Raw genomic sequence first — 15,723 nt, 5'->3', positions numbered from 1 at the left:
CGATTAAATTGCTTATGCAAAACAACGGCACCCTAGGGTGCTGTTTTTATTTGATTTGAATATTTAAAAATCTGATTTAAACTAACAAGTCTAATCAGTTTTTTAGAAGATAAATCATGAAGTGGCCCAATTTAAAACATTTACATTATCTGGTTGTATTACATGAAGTGCAGCATTTTAATAAGGCTGCTCAGCTGTGTTGCGTCAGTCAATCGACCCTCAGTACCGCTATTCAAAACCTGGAAGAACAATTTGCTTGTCAGTTGCTCGAGCGGGACCATAAAACTTTTGTTTTTACGCCCTTCGGCTTAGAGTTGGTCGAGCGCAGTAAAAAATTGTTAAATGATGCTACGGAATTGGTTGATTTTGCCCATTCGGCTGGTAATTGGCAGGCGGGTAGTCTGAAATTAGGGGTCATTCCTACTATAGCGCCATTCATTTTCGAAGGAATATTGTCAGTAGTCAAAGCCAACTTCACTGAGTTGCAATTAAAACTCCAAGAAGACACCACTGAAAATCTGTTACGCCAATTAAACGATGGAATCTTAGACCTATTAATTTTAGCTTTGCCTATGGAAACCCCTGGCTGTAAGCAATTGGTTATTGGTCATGACCCCTTCCATTTAGTGGCCCACAGTGATTTAATCGAGTCCTTGGCCGATCCTATGGATATGTCTGCATTACCCAAAGACAGTGTCTTCTTGTTACAACGGGAACATTGTATGACGGGACACGCCGTGAGCGCCTGTCGACTGAAACATTCTGAACAAGTTAGTTCACTCGCAGCGTCTAGCTTACATACTCTGGTTGAACTGGCAAATAGCAAACTCGGTTATACTTTTTTACCAGAACTTGCCATTGATCATCATATACTAAACAACGCACAACTAATGTCCATGCCAGCCGAAGACAATGCTTACCGTGAAATTGGCCTAGTTTGGCGATCGGGAACCACCCGTGTTCGTTTATTCAGAATGTTAGCAGAATTGCTCTCACCACTGATGCCTATACCTACCTTAAAAAAATAATTTCGCTGGTTTCAAACTATTTGAAACTTGGTCTCGACTATATCAACAAGCAGACTAATGGAACCATTTACGTGTTTGAAAAAAGCGACCAACAGTTAATAAGCAAAGCATTAAACGGCAACAAACGTGCTTGGTTGAATCTGATAAAACGCTATGAATCTCAAGTGTATAACTATGGCATTCGCATGACAGGCACCCGCGAAGACGCATTAGATTTGATGCAGGAAGTATTTATTTCAGTGTTTCGTAATTTAAGTAATTTCCGGGGAGAGGGCTGCTTTCGAGGTTGGCTTTTCAAAATTGCCCATTATAGATGCATTGAATTTTACCGACGTAAAAAGCCCCATCAAGCCCTTGATGATAGTCCAGAAATTGAAAGTGGTGAGCCATGTATGGAAACATCCATGGTGTCCTCTCAAAATGCTAATCAATTGGTAAATGCAATGCAGCAGCTTCCGCTATCTCAAAAAGCGGTTATTGAATTGAAATTTTTCGGTCAATTTACGTTTGAAGAAATTGCGGAACAACTTGGAATTTCAGCTAACACCGCTAAATCTCGAATGTACAGCGCGTTATCAAAGTTAAAAATTTTATTGGAGGTTGAATATGCCTAATTTAAATCAATCTGAGTTGCTTGCCGCTTGGATGGAAGGAGACTTGAGTCCACAACAACAACAGCAGTTTGAAAGTTTATGCATTGAAGATGACGACTTTTCCAAGCAAGTGGAAATGGCCAACCGAGCTTCTTTGTTTGCTCAAGATTATCAATCACAAGCTGCACCTAATTGGAATCAAGAAGCAAGTTTTGATTATCAAGCTTCGCAAAAGTGGTGGCAGTGGCAAGGCTTCTCGGTGTTTTCAAGCGCACTTTCAATTGTCGCTATTGTGCTGGTGTTTAGTGGTTTCGAAGCCAGTGTTGAGGGAGGTAAAATGACATTTGGTTTTCGTGATTCTGGGCAACGTCTAGAGCAAAAAGTGGCGCGACAGCTAGACGAATTTAAAGCGCAACAAAATGCGGCATTGAATGACTATGTCGCCTCCCTACGTGAGCAGCAATTAGATGCTAGTACTCAGCTTACCCAGTATTTATTGGCTTCCAGTAGACAAGAACGTAAAGAAGATTTTGGTGAGTTAATTAAGTTTATTAATGAACAACGAAATGACGATCAGTTGTTTTATGCCCGCCAACTCAATCAGCTTCAAAACGCTATATATGATAACCCAACGGGCAAACCCTAAGGCCGAATAGTGTATCTAATTTTAAGTATTCAAGAGGTGAAAAATGACAACCTATCGTAAATTCAAAAAACTCACATTAGCGACTGGCTTAAGTGCCGCACTATTAGGCATAACGACAAGCATGGTATGGGCAAAAACAAATTTGCCTGAATTGAAAAGTGAATTGCAGATAATGAGCGGTATTATCAAAACCGCGTTAACCCAAGGGGAAAGTAAAGATGGGATCAAACTTAGGGGCTTAGATGTTACCTATTTGTCTACCCAAGGTGTGGTTTTTGAGTTAACAAGCAGTGCTCACTCCAGACACTTTGAATTTTCCTTTAATGGCGATAGTGACTTTGCGGTGATACCCGAATTGCCGCCTATACCGCCTTTACCGGAGATTGGCGATGATGAGCACAATGTATTCATTGAAATTGATGAAGAACATTGGAGCGAAGAAGTCGAGGAATCTTTGCGGTTAGCGAGTGGGGCAATGAATAAAGCAAGAGAAAAGCTACGAGAGCTCAATCAACAAGAACGTGAAATAGCTTGGGAGCAGCGAGAATATACACGCCGCTTGCGGGATATAGAGTTTGAAATGCGCAACGCAGATAGTCAGCGAAAAGCAGATCTGTTAGAAGAAAAAACGGAACTTGAGAGTGAAATTGCAGAATTAAAAGAACAGCAGGCTAGTGTCGATAAATATGCCAAACAGTTAGCAGCAGATCAAAAACAGCAAGCGGAGCAAAGGATGGCTCAGAAAAAGCAACAGTACAGTGCATTTCTATCGCGTTTTGAAAACAATATAGCCACGACTTTGTGTAAATACGGCAATGGATTTAGAGCACTGCCTGGGGATGAGCATGTCACTTTTGTGCTATCGAACTTTGGCTCGCCACAGAACAATGGCTCTGAAGATCGTATTTATGTTTTTAAAAATCAGGATATTCAATCTTGTGTAAAAGACAAAATAACGGATAAACAATTGTTAACCAACGCAGAGACCTACATGTTTTAAGGTCAAATCAGGTATATCGAGGCGTTAAAAATACCGTGAATCTTCACGGTATTTTTATATGAGCAGGCGTTAGATGTAAATTGCTTGTGCATGTTCCATGACTTTACACTGCGAAAACGCTAAGCTTAGACAGTTTAATTTTGCAGTGACAAATGATTGGATTTTAATACATGACTAAACAGATTGTGATCAGTGGTTCGGGAATGTGGACGCCCCCTTACAGTATTTCTAACAGTGAGTTGGTTGACAGTTATAATGCTTATGCTGAAAAGTACAACTTAGAAAACGCCGAGGCCATTGCTGCGGATGAAATAAAGGCTAAACCCTTATCTAGCGCAGATTTTGTAGAAAAAGCATCAGGTATCAAAAGTCGGTACGCTTATGTAAAAGACGGTGTTTTAGATATTGAACGAATGCGTCCAAATATTCCAGAGCGCAGTGATGATGAATTGTCACACCAAGCTGAAGTGGCTTTAGATGCAGCGAAAAAAGCACTAAAAGCGGCAAATAAGACAGCACAAGACATTGATGCAGTTATTGTATCTTGTGCTTATACTCAGCGCTCATATCCGGCTATTGCCATTGAAGTGCAAGGTGCGTTAGGCATTAAAGGTTTTGGCTTCGACATGTTGGTTGCCTGTTCCGCGGCAACCTTTGGGTTGCATCGAGCATATGAAATGATCGCTGCTGAAACGGCCAAATGTGTTTTAGTCATTAATCCTGAATTAATTTCACCGCAAATTAATTATCAGGACCGTGATAGTCACTTTATTTTTGGTGACGTTGCCACAGCTATGGTAATTGAACATCAAGATACGGCTACCAGTGAGCAACAATTTGAAATTCTCAGTACCAAAGCTGTTACCGATTTTTCCAGTAATATTCGTTCCAACTTTGGTTACATGAGTCGAGTTTTTGATACCGAACCTTACGGGCCGGATAAATTGTTTCATCAAGAGGGACGCAAAGTATTCAAAGAAGTCTGTCCCATGGCGGCCGCTCACATTGCCGATCATTTGGCCAAGCACAATTTAACCTCCGCAGATGTAAGGCGCTGGTGGTTACATCAAGCGAACATTAATATGAACACCTTGATAACTAAAAAGTTACTCGGTCGGGTGGCAGATGCTGACGAAGCACCTATTGTACTAGATCGATTTGCAAACACCGCATCGGCAGGCTCAATTATTGCGTTTCATTTACATCATCAAGATTTACAATCAGGAGATTATGGCCTGATTTGCTCATTCGGTGCGGGTTATTCCATTGGCAGTTTAGTGCTTAAAAAGAAGTAAGAGTTAACCATTGAAGGGTTAATTGGTGCTTACGATAGTTAGTTTTGTGCAAGGAAGTCAATAGATGATGATAGCTGATCTTGGGTTTGGACTAGGTGTAGTCAGTTACAGCCTATTGCTATTGTTGCTTTTCACCGTTAGAAAGGCAGGATTGGTTAAATATTTATTGATTCTAGCTACAGCAGGGACTGCTGTGTGGTGTTTACTGCACATTAATTTTTTATTTGGACCTGTAGAAATCAAACACTTATTTCTATGGGATGCAGTTAAACAAAGTATCTGGCTAGTTTTCTTACTGGCTTGCATTAAAAACGACTTTCGAAGTATTAAGGACGTGTTAATGCGTCCCTTTTCCATCATCATGTTATCTGTGCCTGTTGCCAGCATTTTATTGCCTTATTTTCTCCCAATCGATGTGAGTTGGCAGTTTCTAGCCCTAACAATTATCTCTTTGGAAGTTCTGGTCATACTGGAGTTAATCTATCGACAAGCTGGAGAAAATAAGTGGGCATATAAACCCCTTGTGTTATACCTGGGAGCCACGAATTTATTTGAATTCGTGACCTTTGCCAATGCCACTATGGTTGGCGGCGTAGAAGTAACTTATATTGCCGCACGAGGTTACGTTTATACGGGATTGTTGCCGTTCCTAGTATTGGCTATTCGCCGAATCAAACATTGGGGCGTTGACATATTTATCTCTCGAGAAATCGTGTTACACAGTTCTTTGTTAATGGTCGCAGGCGTGTATTTGTTTATCATGGCGATGATAGGCTATTTCGTAAAATACATTGGTGGAGAGTGGGGAAGCACAATACAGATAATACTCATAGTATTATCCACTGCACTGCTAATGACCTTGTTCTTGTCCAACAGCCTAAGAGTGAAAATACGGGTATTTATTACCAAGCACTTTTTCGTCAATCAGTTCGATTATCGTATTGAATGGTTAAAATTAACCGATGCTTTGTCTTCCAATGAATCCAATATTTCACAGGTTTATGAAAATGCGCTTAATGGTTGGATTCAAGCCATTGAATACAATTCTGGTGTGTTACTGAAAAAGGAAGGGCACAGCCTTAATCCTAAAGCACAAATTAACCACCCAGATCTTACTCCACGAGAAGTTCAATTATTGAATGAGTTAGCTGTGTATTGCCAGCAAAAAGACTGGGTTATCGATATAGAAGAGTTGCGTTATCAGCCGTTTATTTATGAAGGCTTAAAATTGAACCATGCGTTGTTAAATGAGTGCTCCTTTCAAATTGTGCTTCCCATATATAAGGCCGAAGCGCTTTGGGGGTTAGCAATTATGAATGGTGACCGCTCGGTTCGTAAATTAAATTGGGAGCTCAGGGATTACCTGACCGCAGTGACCGCACAAATATCAAGCTATGTTTTCCATCACGAAGCCGGTAAAGAGGTGGCTGAAAATGCACAGTTTGCGGCGTTCAACCGAATGTCGGCGTTTGTATTACATGACTTGAAGAATGTGCTAGCACAAATCGATTTGATTTTAGCCAACGCTGAGCAACACAAAGATAACCCTGAGTTTATTGAAGATACTTTTGAAACCTTGACCCACACAAAAGCGCGTATGGATAAAATGTTACGCCAGCTCACAGATAAAAAAGAAGCGCAACGAAGCAACGAAAAGCTATGTGATGTTTCCGTGAGTATTCAATCAGTGATCGACAAAAAATGCGCAGGAAATTTACCCATTCCGAGTTTAATTGTCATTGATGAGAAACAACTGGTGATAGATGAAGAAAAATTCTGTAATGTTATGTATCACTTGATCAGTAATGCGCAACAAGCGACTGACGATCACGGGCAGGTAAAAGTGAGCATCGATATGAGCGTTGACCAACGTTTTCTTATCGTTACCATCGAAGATAGCGGTGAGGGAATGAGTCAAGATTTTATTGAACATCGCTTATTTAAACCATTCGATACCACTAAAGGTAACGCAGGAATGGGAATTGGTGCATACGATGCCAAGAATTTTGTTGAAAGGTTGGGCGGCAGTATTAAGGTCCAAAGTGAACAGCAAAAAGGGTCAGTGTTTACACTGAATTTTCCTGCAGAATAATAATCTTTATAGAGGGACCCAAAAGACGTGGATAGAATATTAGTAGTTGATGACGATCTAGGAATTCAAAAGCAACTTAAATGGAGCTTAAGCGAATACGAAGTTGTTTTTGCTGAAGATCGCCAATCTGCGATCAACCAATTACGCAGATATGAGCCTAAAGTTGTTACCCTCGATTTAGGATTGCCACCAGATCCTGCTAATGCTTCTGAAGGCTTAGCCGCTCTGGAGGAAATCTTAGCCTTATCGCCGCAAACCAAAGTGATCGTGGTGACCGGCAATAATGATAAAGAAAATGCCCTCAAAGCTATTGCCCTAGGTGCTTACGACTTTTATCAAAAGCCAATCGACTCTGACACCATTCAGATTCTAGTGAATCGGGCTGCTAATTTATTTAATCTTGAACTAGAAAACCGGCAGCTTGCTAAAAACTCTTCATCCATGAGCAAAATTATTGGTAATAGTGAATCTATTCAAATAGTTAGCCGTAAAGCTGAGAAAATTGCACAAACTGATATTAGCACCTTGTTGTTAGGTGAAAGTGGTACTGGTAAGGAAGTGTTTGCCCGCAGTATTCATGATCATAGTCTTCGAAAAGACAAGCCTTTTGTTGCCATCAACTGTGCCTCTATTCCTGAAAATTTACTAGAAAGCGAACTTTTTGGCTATGAAAAAGGGGCGTTTACCGGCGCGAATAAAACCACGTTAGGTAAAATTGAAACGGCTCAAGGCGGCACTGTATTTTTAGACGAAATTGGTGATATGCCCCTTGGACTACAAGCCAAAATGCTCCGTTTTCTGCAAGAAAGGGTGATTGAACGGGTAGGGGGGAGAAGTGAAATCCCTGTGGATATTCGTGTTATCTGTGCAACCCACCGAAATTTGCAAGATATGGTGACAGAACAAACTTTCCGTGAAGATTTGTTCTATCGCGTTGGCGAAATTATTATCAGCATTCCGCCCTTAAGAGAGCGCGAGAATGATGTTATTTTGCTGGCTAAAACCTTTTTAAATCAGTACAACGAAGAGTTTGGAACCAAAGTGAAAGGCCTGAGTGATGGTGCGGTTAAAGCGATGTTGCAACATCGCTGGAACGGTAATATTCGTGAGTTGCAAAATAAACTGAAGTCAGCGGTTATTTTAGCCGAAGGCAGTACAATTCAGGCTGATGACTTAGGCTTAATTGTCCGTGAAGATGGTGATGATAGCGTGGATAGCCTAAACTTACGTGAAGTAAGAGAATTAGCCGAAAGTCGTGCTATTCGCCGAGCTTATTACCAATCCGAGAAGAATATGTCGAGAACTGCTGAACTTTTAGGGGTGACACGACCAACGTTATATTCGCTTATTGATAAGTACCACTTAGATGATATTAAAACTGGAGCCTAACAAGTATTGGGAAATCCAAAACACGACAATGCCTCAGGATAAATATGCTGAGGCGTTTTAAGTTTAATGGGGCAGGTTTGGTGTCTAAAGGGTATCAGCCTTGCGTTAAAGTCTAATCAGTTATCCCTCTTATGGAGACTACCAAACTAGTTGAGTAAAGTGTTTTCGACACATAGACTCATAAGTATCATTACCGCCAACTTGCACCTGTGCGCCGTGTTTTACAGGTTTTCCCGTCTCATCCCAACGGACAACGAAATTTGCTTTTTTACCACAATGGCATACTGTTTTTAATTCAATCATCTTGTCGGCCCACGCTAATAAATAGTGACTTCCCTCGAAGGTTTCACCGAGAAAGTCGGTGCGCAGACCATAGGCCAAGACCGGAATGTGCAATTGGTCAACAATTTTAGTTAATTGTTTTACTTGGCGTTTATTTAAAAATTGCGCCTCATCGATAAAGATGCAGTCAATTTTTCCATTGTCCTGTAACGCTTCCGTACTTTTAAATAAGTCACTTTCTCGATTAAACAAGTGAGCGTCTGACTTTAAACCTATACGAGACGTTACTTTTCCAATTCCGTAGCGATCATCCAGCGCAGCTGTGAAAATTTCTGCGCGCATGCCGCGTTCTTGATAATTGTAAGCAGACTGCAACAAAGATGTGGATTTACCTGCATTCATTGCAGAATAATAGAAATAAAGTTGGGCCATAAAGCGTGCTCTAAAACTGTGTTATGCCACACAGTTGTATTTTAAAAGTTGAAATCAAGGTGTGTCTGTTATTGGGGTATATGTTGCCTAAATTAGGTTTCAATCTTCTCCACCCAGTGACGTAAATCGTCGTTTTTTATCGGTCTAGAAAACAAAAAACCTTGTAAGTAATCCACACCCATTTCAGACAGTTTGAGTGCTTCTTGTTCTGTTTCAATACCTTCAGCTACAGTTTGGCAACCAAATTGTTTGGCAATAAACAGGGTTGCTCTGATGATAGCTTCGCCACCATGCTGCATATTCAAAACAAAAGAACGGTCAATTTTTATGGTATCGAACTTGAGGGTTTGTAACTGACTCAATGACGAGTAACCTGTACCAAAGTCATCAATGGAAACTTGAACATTTCTTTCTTTGATGGCATTTATTTTGGCTTTAACTTTTTCTTTGTTATCAGCAAACATCGATTCTGTTATTTCTAAATGCAGTCGTTCTGGTTTTAATTTACTCGTTTTTAATGCTTTATCTAAAACGCCAATAAAATCAGAATCTAACAGCTGTGTGATCGAAACGTTTACAGATACCGATGCATTGGGACTATGCTGCCATTGGCTGGCATCAATGCAGGCTCGGTTAAGCACCCAAGCACCAATTTCGTGAATTAATCCGGTTTGTTCTGCTAAGGGGATAAAGGTGTCGGGACCAACGAGGTTGCCGTTAAAATTCCAACGTAACAGAGCTTCAAATGACCAAGGTTGTTTAGTTTTGCATTTCACAATGGGTTGGTAACATAAATAAAGTTGTTTATTGCTGATGGCTTCCTGTAAACCATTGCGCAGTTCCTCGATTTGTTTGAGGTTTTCAAATAAATCCTGGGAAAACATTCTTGGCGCAGATAAATTCAATTTCTTTTGTTCGAACATTGCAAAGTCAGCCAGTTGAATTAGTTCTGTTTCATTTGACGTGTGTTCGGGTAACATCGCGATGCCAATGGTTGCACTGACAAAAAGCTGATTAGACATGACATCTAAGGGCTGAGATATACGAGCTAATAATGCATTGGCCACCGAAATAGCAGTTTCATGGTCAGCATAGGGTAATAACATTAAAAACTCATCGCCACCCCAGCGTCCCGCTTGATAGTCATTAGCAAATGCACCAATTCGGCCGGCTACCTCGACTAATACTGCATCCCCTACTTTGTGTCCGAGTGTATCGTTGACTTTTTTAAAGCCATTTAAATCGATGAAAAGCAAAGCGACTGAATGACCGCTTTTAATACTCTTAGTTGCCGTTTCGGATAACTGACGGATAAATGCTTCACGATTATATAACTGAGTTAACGGATCTAAGCTCGATAACATTCTGATTTCTTCTGTGCGTCGCTCTACCTCTTTTTCTAAGGCTTCCTTGTTATCACTTAAATGATTATAAGCCTGTGATAATTCTGCATGGACGGCATCAGTTTGGGCGATTTTTTGCTGCATTTTTTCTAAAATAAGCGTGTTTTCATTGCGTAGTTTGATGGCTTCTTTCGTTAAGTCAGCGGCTCGAGCTGCGGAATAGGTGATGGCAATATTGTATAGAAGCCCTAAACAGCCGATAAAAATATGTACTGTAACACCAGAAAATAACGCCATACAGGATACGGGTGTTAACAACAGAATAGTATAAAGAATAGCCGTCTTTTTATGGCCTGAAAGAGCAGAGTTTGCTCCACTTGAGAGGGTACAAAGCATGGCAAAGGTCAAAGCCAACTCTGTTAGATCCATACTGTCGTAAAAAACGACCGAATAGACGCACCACATTAAAGCCAACGAAATAACCCCAAGCACCGCGCGATTTCTGGCCGGATGTGCTTCGTATTTTTTTCGGCGCAATTTAATTCGCCAATAAAGCCAATCAATGAACCGGAAAGCTGTTATCAGGGCAACAACAGCCAACCAAGTTAGCTTTAAACTATGGGTATTGGGTGTATCTAATGCAAAAACAAGAAAAATGGCTGCAACTAAGCTGCCGATTAGTCCGACAAGTAAATTTTCATAAATGGAGTTAGTTTTATCTCGTAAATTTGCCTGATTAATTTCAAAATCGTTGTTAATGGCAGAACCCCTTCTAAAAACCAGCCAAATTGGTTACACAGCGAAACTAAATACGCCAACATCATACAACTTTTAAGCAAATAGGACTATCAAACTATCTAAAAAAACAATTTACTCCCCCATAATTTGAAGGCTTAACTAGCTATCACAGCAAGTTATTGATTAATTTGAAGTTCTTGCGATATTGTGTTGCAAACTATCACCTTCATTTGTTTTTCTTGGGACGCTTAATTTTCTTTTTGGCAGATTTAGGCTTTTTCTTTTTAACCGGCGGTTTAGCTTCTTTATTCTTTGGTCGCAACGCTTCTATCACGCGACGTTTCAAGCGCTGCTGTGTATAGCGCTCAATTTTTGCGATGATCCCCATCTCGTGGGCTTCAGCAATGGATATAGCGGTTCCTTTTTTTCCTGCTCTACCGGTTCGACCAATACGATGAACGTAAATATCTGCTGTTCTAGGAAGATCGTAATTAATGACGTGACTGATGTTGTCCACATCAATACCTCTTGAAGCAACGTCGGTGGCTAACAGAATGTTTATCTCGCCATCTTTAAAACGTTGTAACGCACTATTGCGTTTATCTTGGGGCATTTCTCCTTGCAGCCACGAAATTGTGAATCCATCTCGTTCGAGCATTTGTTTAAGTTGGTTGAGTCGGTCCCGAGTTTTTACAAATACCACCGCTGATTGAATTTGATTGGTTAGAATACTTTTTAGCAAATTATATTTATGGGTTGCATCATCTGCTAGATGGATCCATTGCAGAATTTTCGCGTGTTCTTTGCGGCTTGGGGTCGCTTCTAGTGAAACGGGATTGGTTAGCAAGTCTTTGGCAAAACGCGCAATCCCAGGACCTTCAAGGGTAGCTGAAAACAACATGGACTGTTTGCGCCAACGCGCTTCAGCAGCAATTTGATTCACTATGGCGGAAAAGCCCATATCCAACATGCGATCTGCTTCGTCCAACACTAAACTTTCAATATCGCGGCAATCAAAACTTTCTTTTTCAATATGCTCGAACAATCTGCCGGGGGTTGCGACTAAAATATCCAGGTTTTTTTCTAGGGTTTCGCGATCTGTTCCATAATTAATGCCTCCAGTGATTACGCCACACTCTAAATCTGTATATTGTGTGATTTGCATTGCTTGTTCATACACTTGCAAGGCGAGTTCTCGGGTAGGCGTTAGTATCAAAATTCGACAAGAACCAGGTTGTTGACGAGGAAAATCCAGTAAAAACTGACAAGCCGGTAACAAAAATGCGGCAGTCTTACCCGTTCCCGTAGGTGCATTGGCTAAGATATCTTGTCCTTCCATGGCTGGAGGGATCACCAGAGATTGAATACTGGTAGGGGAGGTGTACCCCATATCGGCTAAGGCTTGACATAACTTTTCGTCAAGATCTAATTCATCAAACATATTTTTCCGTGGATTCTAGTCGCTTTCACATAATTGCCGCAATTATAAAGTAGTTATCCACTTTAGGGCAGCCTTAATTGAGTTAAGCAATTTTGCCGATGTAAGGGGGTTAATTCGCCGCATAATTCTCTTTCATGTTTCGAATAGCGTGAATGCGTTTTTCATTTAAGCGTAGTTTAATATTTTTGCCCACAGCACCTGCTTCAATAATCGATTTGACCTCTACGCCATTCGCCGCTTCGAAGGCTTGCCACATGAAATCCGCTTGGGGATAGTCTCTATCTTCTAAGCCGGCTCGTCCCTTTGCATCCGCTATGCAGGTTGTAAGTAAATCTTTGAATCGCTGTGGTCGTCGCCAAGCATCACAATGATTTAATACCTTCAATACGGTGGCGGGTCTGAGCTCCAAAGCTCGATGAATATGAGTGTGGTATTCACTGGTCATAATCGCTAATTCTTTACAATCATTAGGGACTTTCAAACGTTCACTGAGGGCTTGGATAGGGGCAACTCCCAACTCTTCATGCTCTCGATGGGATGGCCACTGAGCAGGATCCGTTAGCCCTTTGCCCAAGTCATGTACTAAGGCTGCATAACGTATGGCTAAACTATCAGTGAGTTTCGCCGCTTGTTGAATGACCATCATGGTATGGATCCCAGTATCGATTTCGGGATGCCATTGCACAGGGTTTGGAATGCCCCATAGTATGTCTAGTTCAGGAAACCATACTTTCAATGCACCGCAGGCTCTTAGGGTTTCAAAAAATATGTCGGGATCGTTTTCCAATAGTGCGCGAGATGTTTCTTTCCATACACGTTCAGGGACGAGGTGATCTATTTCTCCTTGTTCCACCATGTGTTTCATTAACAATGCGGTTTCTGGCGCAATTTGAAAACCGTATTGATGATATCGAGCAGCGAATCTAGCTACTCGCAGTACCCTGAGTGGATCTTCCGTAAAAGCAGGGGAGACATGACGTAAAACACGCTCCTTTAAATCTTTTTGACCATTGAAAGGGTCGATCAACTGCTGGTTCTGATCTAAGGCCATAGCATTGATGGTTAAATCTCTGCGTTGCAGATCTTCTTCAAGGGTAACATCAGGGGCACTATTTACCTCAAATCCAGTGTAGCCTTTACCATTTTTTCGCTCGGTGCGCGCCAGTGCATATTCTTCTTTACTTTTGGGGTGCAGAAAAACCGGAAAATCACTACCTACCTGAGTGAAACCCGCGGCCAACATTGATTCTATGGTTTCGCCAACCACAACCCAATCTTGGTCATTAACTTTGCGATCCAGCAGTTTATCGCGCACCGCGCCGCCAACTAAAAAACATTTCATCTGTAGATAACTCTCTTTATGCTTTCCACAATAACTCCCATAGTAAGCAGTCTTTGAGTTAACCTCAAATAGTGTTACCTTATTCGTCGCAAATTTGGATTGGTTTTATAAGCATATATGTACCTGAATTATTTTGGATTATCCGATAACCCGTTTTCGATAGCACCTAACCCAGATTATCTGTATATGAGTCCTCGCCATAAAGAAGCGCTTGCTCATTTAATTTTTGGTTTACGTGAAAGCGGCGGGTTTGTCATGCTCACAGGTGAGGTCGGCACTGGGAAAACCACTGTCTCACGCAAACTGCTGCAACAATTGCCTGATAATACGCAAGTGGCAATGATTCTCAACCCAACCCTTTCGGCAATAGAATTACTGGCAACAATTTGCGATGAGTTAAAAATTCGTTATCTTAAAAAACAAGCCAGTTTGAAATATTTTACCGATAAAATCTTAGATAAACTCACCACCAATCATGGAAACGGAATCAATACGGTTTTGATTGTTGATGAGGCTCAACATTTATTACCTGAAGTGTTGGAGCAGTTGCGACTCTTAACGAATTTGGAAACCAATCGGGAAAAATTACTTAAGGTGGTGTTAATAGGACAGCCTGAGTTACAACAGTTGCTGAAACGCAATGAGTTAAGACAATTAGCCCAACGTATTACCGCCAGATATCACTTATTGCCCCTTTCTTCACTGGAAGTCAAAAACTACATTGCCCATCGACTGTCGGTGGCAGGCGGGCATGAACGAATTTTCAGTAAACCTACTTTACAAGCGATTTATCAAATAACCGGCGGCATACCTAGGGTCATTAACCTACTCTGCGATCGCGCTTTAACACTAACATTTACCAAACAACATCCCATTGTTCGTCGCCATATTTTTATCGCGGCTGCTAGGCAAATCTTAGGTGATGACGTGGTTAAACAGCGACAAGGAAAGCAATGGACTTTGATATTGGTTGCAAGTTTTCTCGCCGCTGCCAGTATTGGCTATATGGTTGGAGCCTAACATGACCCAAAAAATCAGTGTTGAGCAACTTAAAGTTGGAATGGTCATTATTAAAGTGACTGCCCAAAACGGACCCGTAAAGATTAAAAAGTCCGGTCTTGTTAGCAGCTTGGATATGGTAAATGCGTTAGCTGAAATGGGGGTGCAGGAAGTTGAGATCGACCCCGATATGACGGTGGAAGTCAAAAAGCCCAAAATTGCTAAATCGAAAACCCAAAAATTGGTTGAAGATACCAGTACTATTACTCAGCACATCGACCAAGGTATTTCAGAGCAGTTTAACCGCAGTTTATTTTTACCTTCGGTGCAAGAGCTACCAGAAGCATGGCAGTATTATGGTAAAAAATCACTGATTGCAGTAGTGGTTATCGCCGCTGGATTTTGTTTTGGTTTAACTTTGGCAAACTTAACCCAATTTAAGCATGTATTTAATCCACCCCCTGAAGTCGCACAAACGACAGAATCAAAACCAGAAGATAACAGCCAACTCATCGATCCTAATGAGTCCACTGCGTCCGAAATTACTCAGCAAGAGCAGAATATTGATCAAGTTAGTTCGGTAACGGCGAAAACCGAGCAAGTCATTTCCGAACTCGACTCCGAGCCTGAACAAGAAAAACCGCCAACGCAAAACCAACGCCCTATAGAGAAAGAATCTGCAGATGACGAGGCGCAACGGCTGGCAGAACAACAAGCTGTTAAACAACAAAGCGAGGAAGAAGAAGCTAATATTCCACCAGAGTTATTGCAGCGCTTTCGAAATGCCTTGGCCTCTTTAGGAGATGAAACCCCCGTCGATCCTGCTGATAATTCACAATCCATCAAGGATGTACCATCGGTGAGTGATCTTCCTGCTTGGGTGTTAATGGAATTACCGAGTTTAGCGTTTTCCGCCCATATGTACGTGTCAGCACCGCAAGAGAGATGGGTTAGGGTGAATGGTAAAAGAGCCGTTGAAGGACAGGAAATTGAAGACGGGCTTATTATACAGGGAATTGAGCCGCAACATGTGATCATGACGTTTAAAGGTCAAGAGTTTAGTATGGAAGCACTATCAGATTGGTAGATTAAGTGACTTATTC

The 15,723-nt window shown here is 41.3% G+C and carries 13 protein-coding genes; 9 read left to right on the top strand and 4 right to left on the bottom strand.

What is annotated here, in order from left to right; genetic code table 11:
* Positions 1-116: 116 nt before the first annotated feature.
* The 7 genes from Q4574_RS05625 to prsR all read left to right on the top strand — a co-directional run bounded on the left by Q4574_RS05625 (position 117) and on the right by prsR (position 8,043).
* Positions 117-1,028 carry a hydrogen peroxide-inducible genes activator gene (locus Q4574_RS05625; RefSeq protein WP_303472440.1) on the top strand — a complete coding sequence of 304 codons (912 nt, stop codon included), beginning with the start codon at positions 117-119 and terminating at the stop codon, positions 1,026-1,028.
* Positions 1,029-1,099: 71 nt separating this feature from the next.
* Complete coding sequence (locus tag Q4574_RS05620; protein WP_303472438.1) at positions 1,100-1,642, top strand: RNA polymerase sigma factor; 543 nt, start codon at positions 1,100-1,102, stop codon at positions 1,640-1,642.
* Positions 1,635-2,267, top strand: coding sequence for a hypothetical protein (locus Q4574_RS05615; protein WP_303472436.1), 633 nt, complete (start codon positions 1,635-1,637; stop codon positions 2,265-2,267). Before Q4574_RS05620 ends, Q4574_RS05615 begins: the two co-directional genes overlap by 8 nt.
* A gap of 43 nt (positions 2,268-2,310) precedes the next feature.
* On the top strand, positions 2,311-3,267 hold the full coding sequence (locus Q4574_RS05610; RefSeq protein ID WP_303472434.1) for a hypothetical protein: 957 nt from the start codon (positions 2,311-2,313) through the stop codon (positions 3,265-3,267).
* A gap of 170 nt (positions 3,268-3,437) precedes the next feature.
* On the top strand, positions 3,438-4,562 hold the full coding sequence (locus tag Q4574_RS05605; RefSeq protein WP_303472433.1) for a beta-ketoacyl-ACP synthase III: 1,125 nt from the start codon (positions 3,438-3,440) through the stop codon (positions 4,560-4,562).
* 67 nt (positions 4,563-4,629) lie between these two features.
* Positions 4,630-6,654 carry an XrtA/PEP-CTERM system histidine kinase PrsK gene (gene prsK / locus Q4574_RS05600; RefSeq protein WP_303472832.1) on the top strand — a complete coding sequence of 675 codons (2,025 nt, stop codon included), beginning with the start codon at positions 4,630-4,632 and terminating at the stop codon, positions 6,652-6,654.
* Positions 6,655-6,681: 27 nt separating this feature from the next.
* On the top strand, positions 6,682-8,043 hold the full coding sequence (gene prsR / locus Q4574_RS05595) for a PEP-CTERM-box response regulator transcription factor (RefSeq protein ID WP_303472431.1): 1,362 nt from the start codon (positions 6,682-6,684) through the stop codon (positions 8,041-8,043).
* A gap of 138 nt (positions 8,044-8,181) precedes the next feature.
* On the opposite strand, the gene Q4574_RS05590 is transcribed toward prsR, so the two are convergent.
* The 4 genes from Q4574_RS05590 to Q4574_RS05575 form a co-directional block, all read right to left on the bottom strand.
* Positions 8,182-8,757, bottom strand: coding sequence for a thymidine kinase (locus Q4574_RS05590; RefSeq protein ID WP_303472430.1), 576 nt, complete (start codon positions 8,755-8,757; stop codon positions 8,182-8,184).
* A 92-nt stretch (positions 8,758-8,849) separates the two neighbouring features.
* Positions 8,850-10,637, bottom strand: coding sequence for a bifunctional diguanylate cyclase/phosphodiesterase (locus tag Q4574_RS05585; protein ID WP_303472428.1), 1,788 nt, complete (start codon positions 10,635-10,637; stop codon positions 8,850-8,852).
* 427 nt (positions 10,638-11,064) lie between these two features.
* Entirely contained in the window at positions 11,065-12,279 is a 1,215-nt protein-coding gene (gene srmB, locus Q4574_RS05580; RefSeq protein ID WP_303472426.1) for an ATP-dependent RNA helicase SrmB, read from the bottom strand.
* Positions 12,280-12,388: 109 nt separating this feature from the next.
* Positions 12,389-13,621 carry a multifunctional CCA addition/repair protein gene (locus Q4574_RS05575; RefSeq protein WP_303472424.1) on the bottom strand — a complete coding sequence of 411 codons (1,233 nt, stop codon included), beginning with the start codon at positions 13,619-13,621 and terminating at the stop codon, positions 12,389-12,391.
* Between the two features lie 117 nt (positions 13,622-13,738).
* On the opposite strand from Q4574_RS05575, the gene Q4574_RS05570 reads away from it, so the two are divergent.
* A complete protein-coding gene (locus tag Q4574_RS05570; protein ID WP_303472423.1) occupies positions 13,739-14,641 on the top strand; it encodes an ExeA family protein in 903 nt (300 codons plus the stop codon).
* A gap of 1 nt (position 14,642) precedes the next feature.
* Positions 14,643-15,707, top strand: a complete 1,065-nt coding sequence (locus Q4574_RS05565) for a general secretion pathway protein GspB (RefSeq protein ID WP_303472421.1) — start codon at positions 14,643-14,645, stop codon at positions 15,705-15,707.
* The last annotated feature ends 16 nt before the right edge of the window (positions 15,708-15,723 follow it).

The organism is Aliiglaciecola sp. 3_MG-2023 (assembly GCF_030548205.1).
Taxonomy (GTDB): domain Bacteria; phylum Pseudomonadota; class Gammaproteobacteria; order Enterobacterales; family Alteromonadaceae; genus Aliiglaciecola.
The sequence above is the reverse complement of the archived record's forward strand: the minus strand, read 5'-3'. Positions and strand labels throughout refer to the sequence as shown.

Coding starts and splice junctions, on each gene's coding strand:
- Q4574_RS05565 (WP_303472421.1), top strand. CDS start 14,643: ATGACCCAAAAAATCAGTGTTGAGCAACTTAAAGTTGGAATGGTCATT.
- Q4574_RS05575 (WP_303472424.1), bottom strand. CDS start 13,621: ATGAAATGTTTTTTAGTTGGCGGCGCGGTGCGCGATAAACTGCTGGAT.
- srmB (WP_303472426.1), bottom strand. CDS start 12,279: ATGTTTGATGAATTAGATCTTGACGAAAAGTTATGTCAAGCCTTAGCC.
- Q4574_RS05610 (WP_303472434.1), top strand. CDS start 2,311: ATGACAACCTATCGTAAATTCAAAAAACTCACATTAGCGACTGGCTTA.
- Q4574_RS05625 (WP_303472440.1), top strand. CDS start 117: ATGAAGTGGCCCAATTTAAAACATTTACATTATCTGGTTGTATTACAT.
- Q4574_RS05615 (WP_303472436.1), top strand. CDS start 1,635: ATGCCTAATTTAAATCAATCTGAGTTGCTTGCCGCTTGGATGGAAGGA.
- prsK (WP_303472832.1), top strand. CDS start 4,630: ATGATAGCTGATCTTGGGTTTGGACTAGGTGTAGTCAGTTACAGCCTA.
- Q4574_RS05590 (WP_303472430.1), bottom strand. CDS start 8,757: ATGGCCCAACTTTATTTCTATTATTCTGCAATGAATGCAGGTAAATCC.
- Q4574_RS05605 (WP_303472433.1), top strand. CDS start 3,438: ATGACTAAACAGATTGTGATCAGTGGTTCGGGAATGTGGACGCCCCCT.
- Q4574_RS05570 (WP_303472423.1), top strand. CDS start 13,739: ATGTACCTGAATTATTTTGGATTATCCGATAACCCGTTTTCGATAGCA.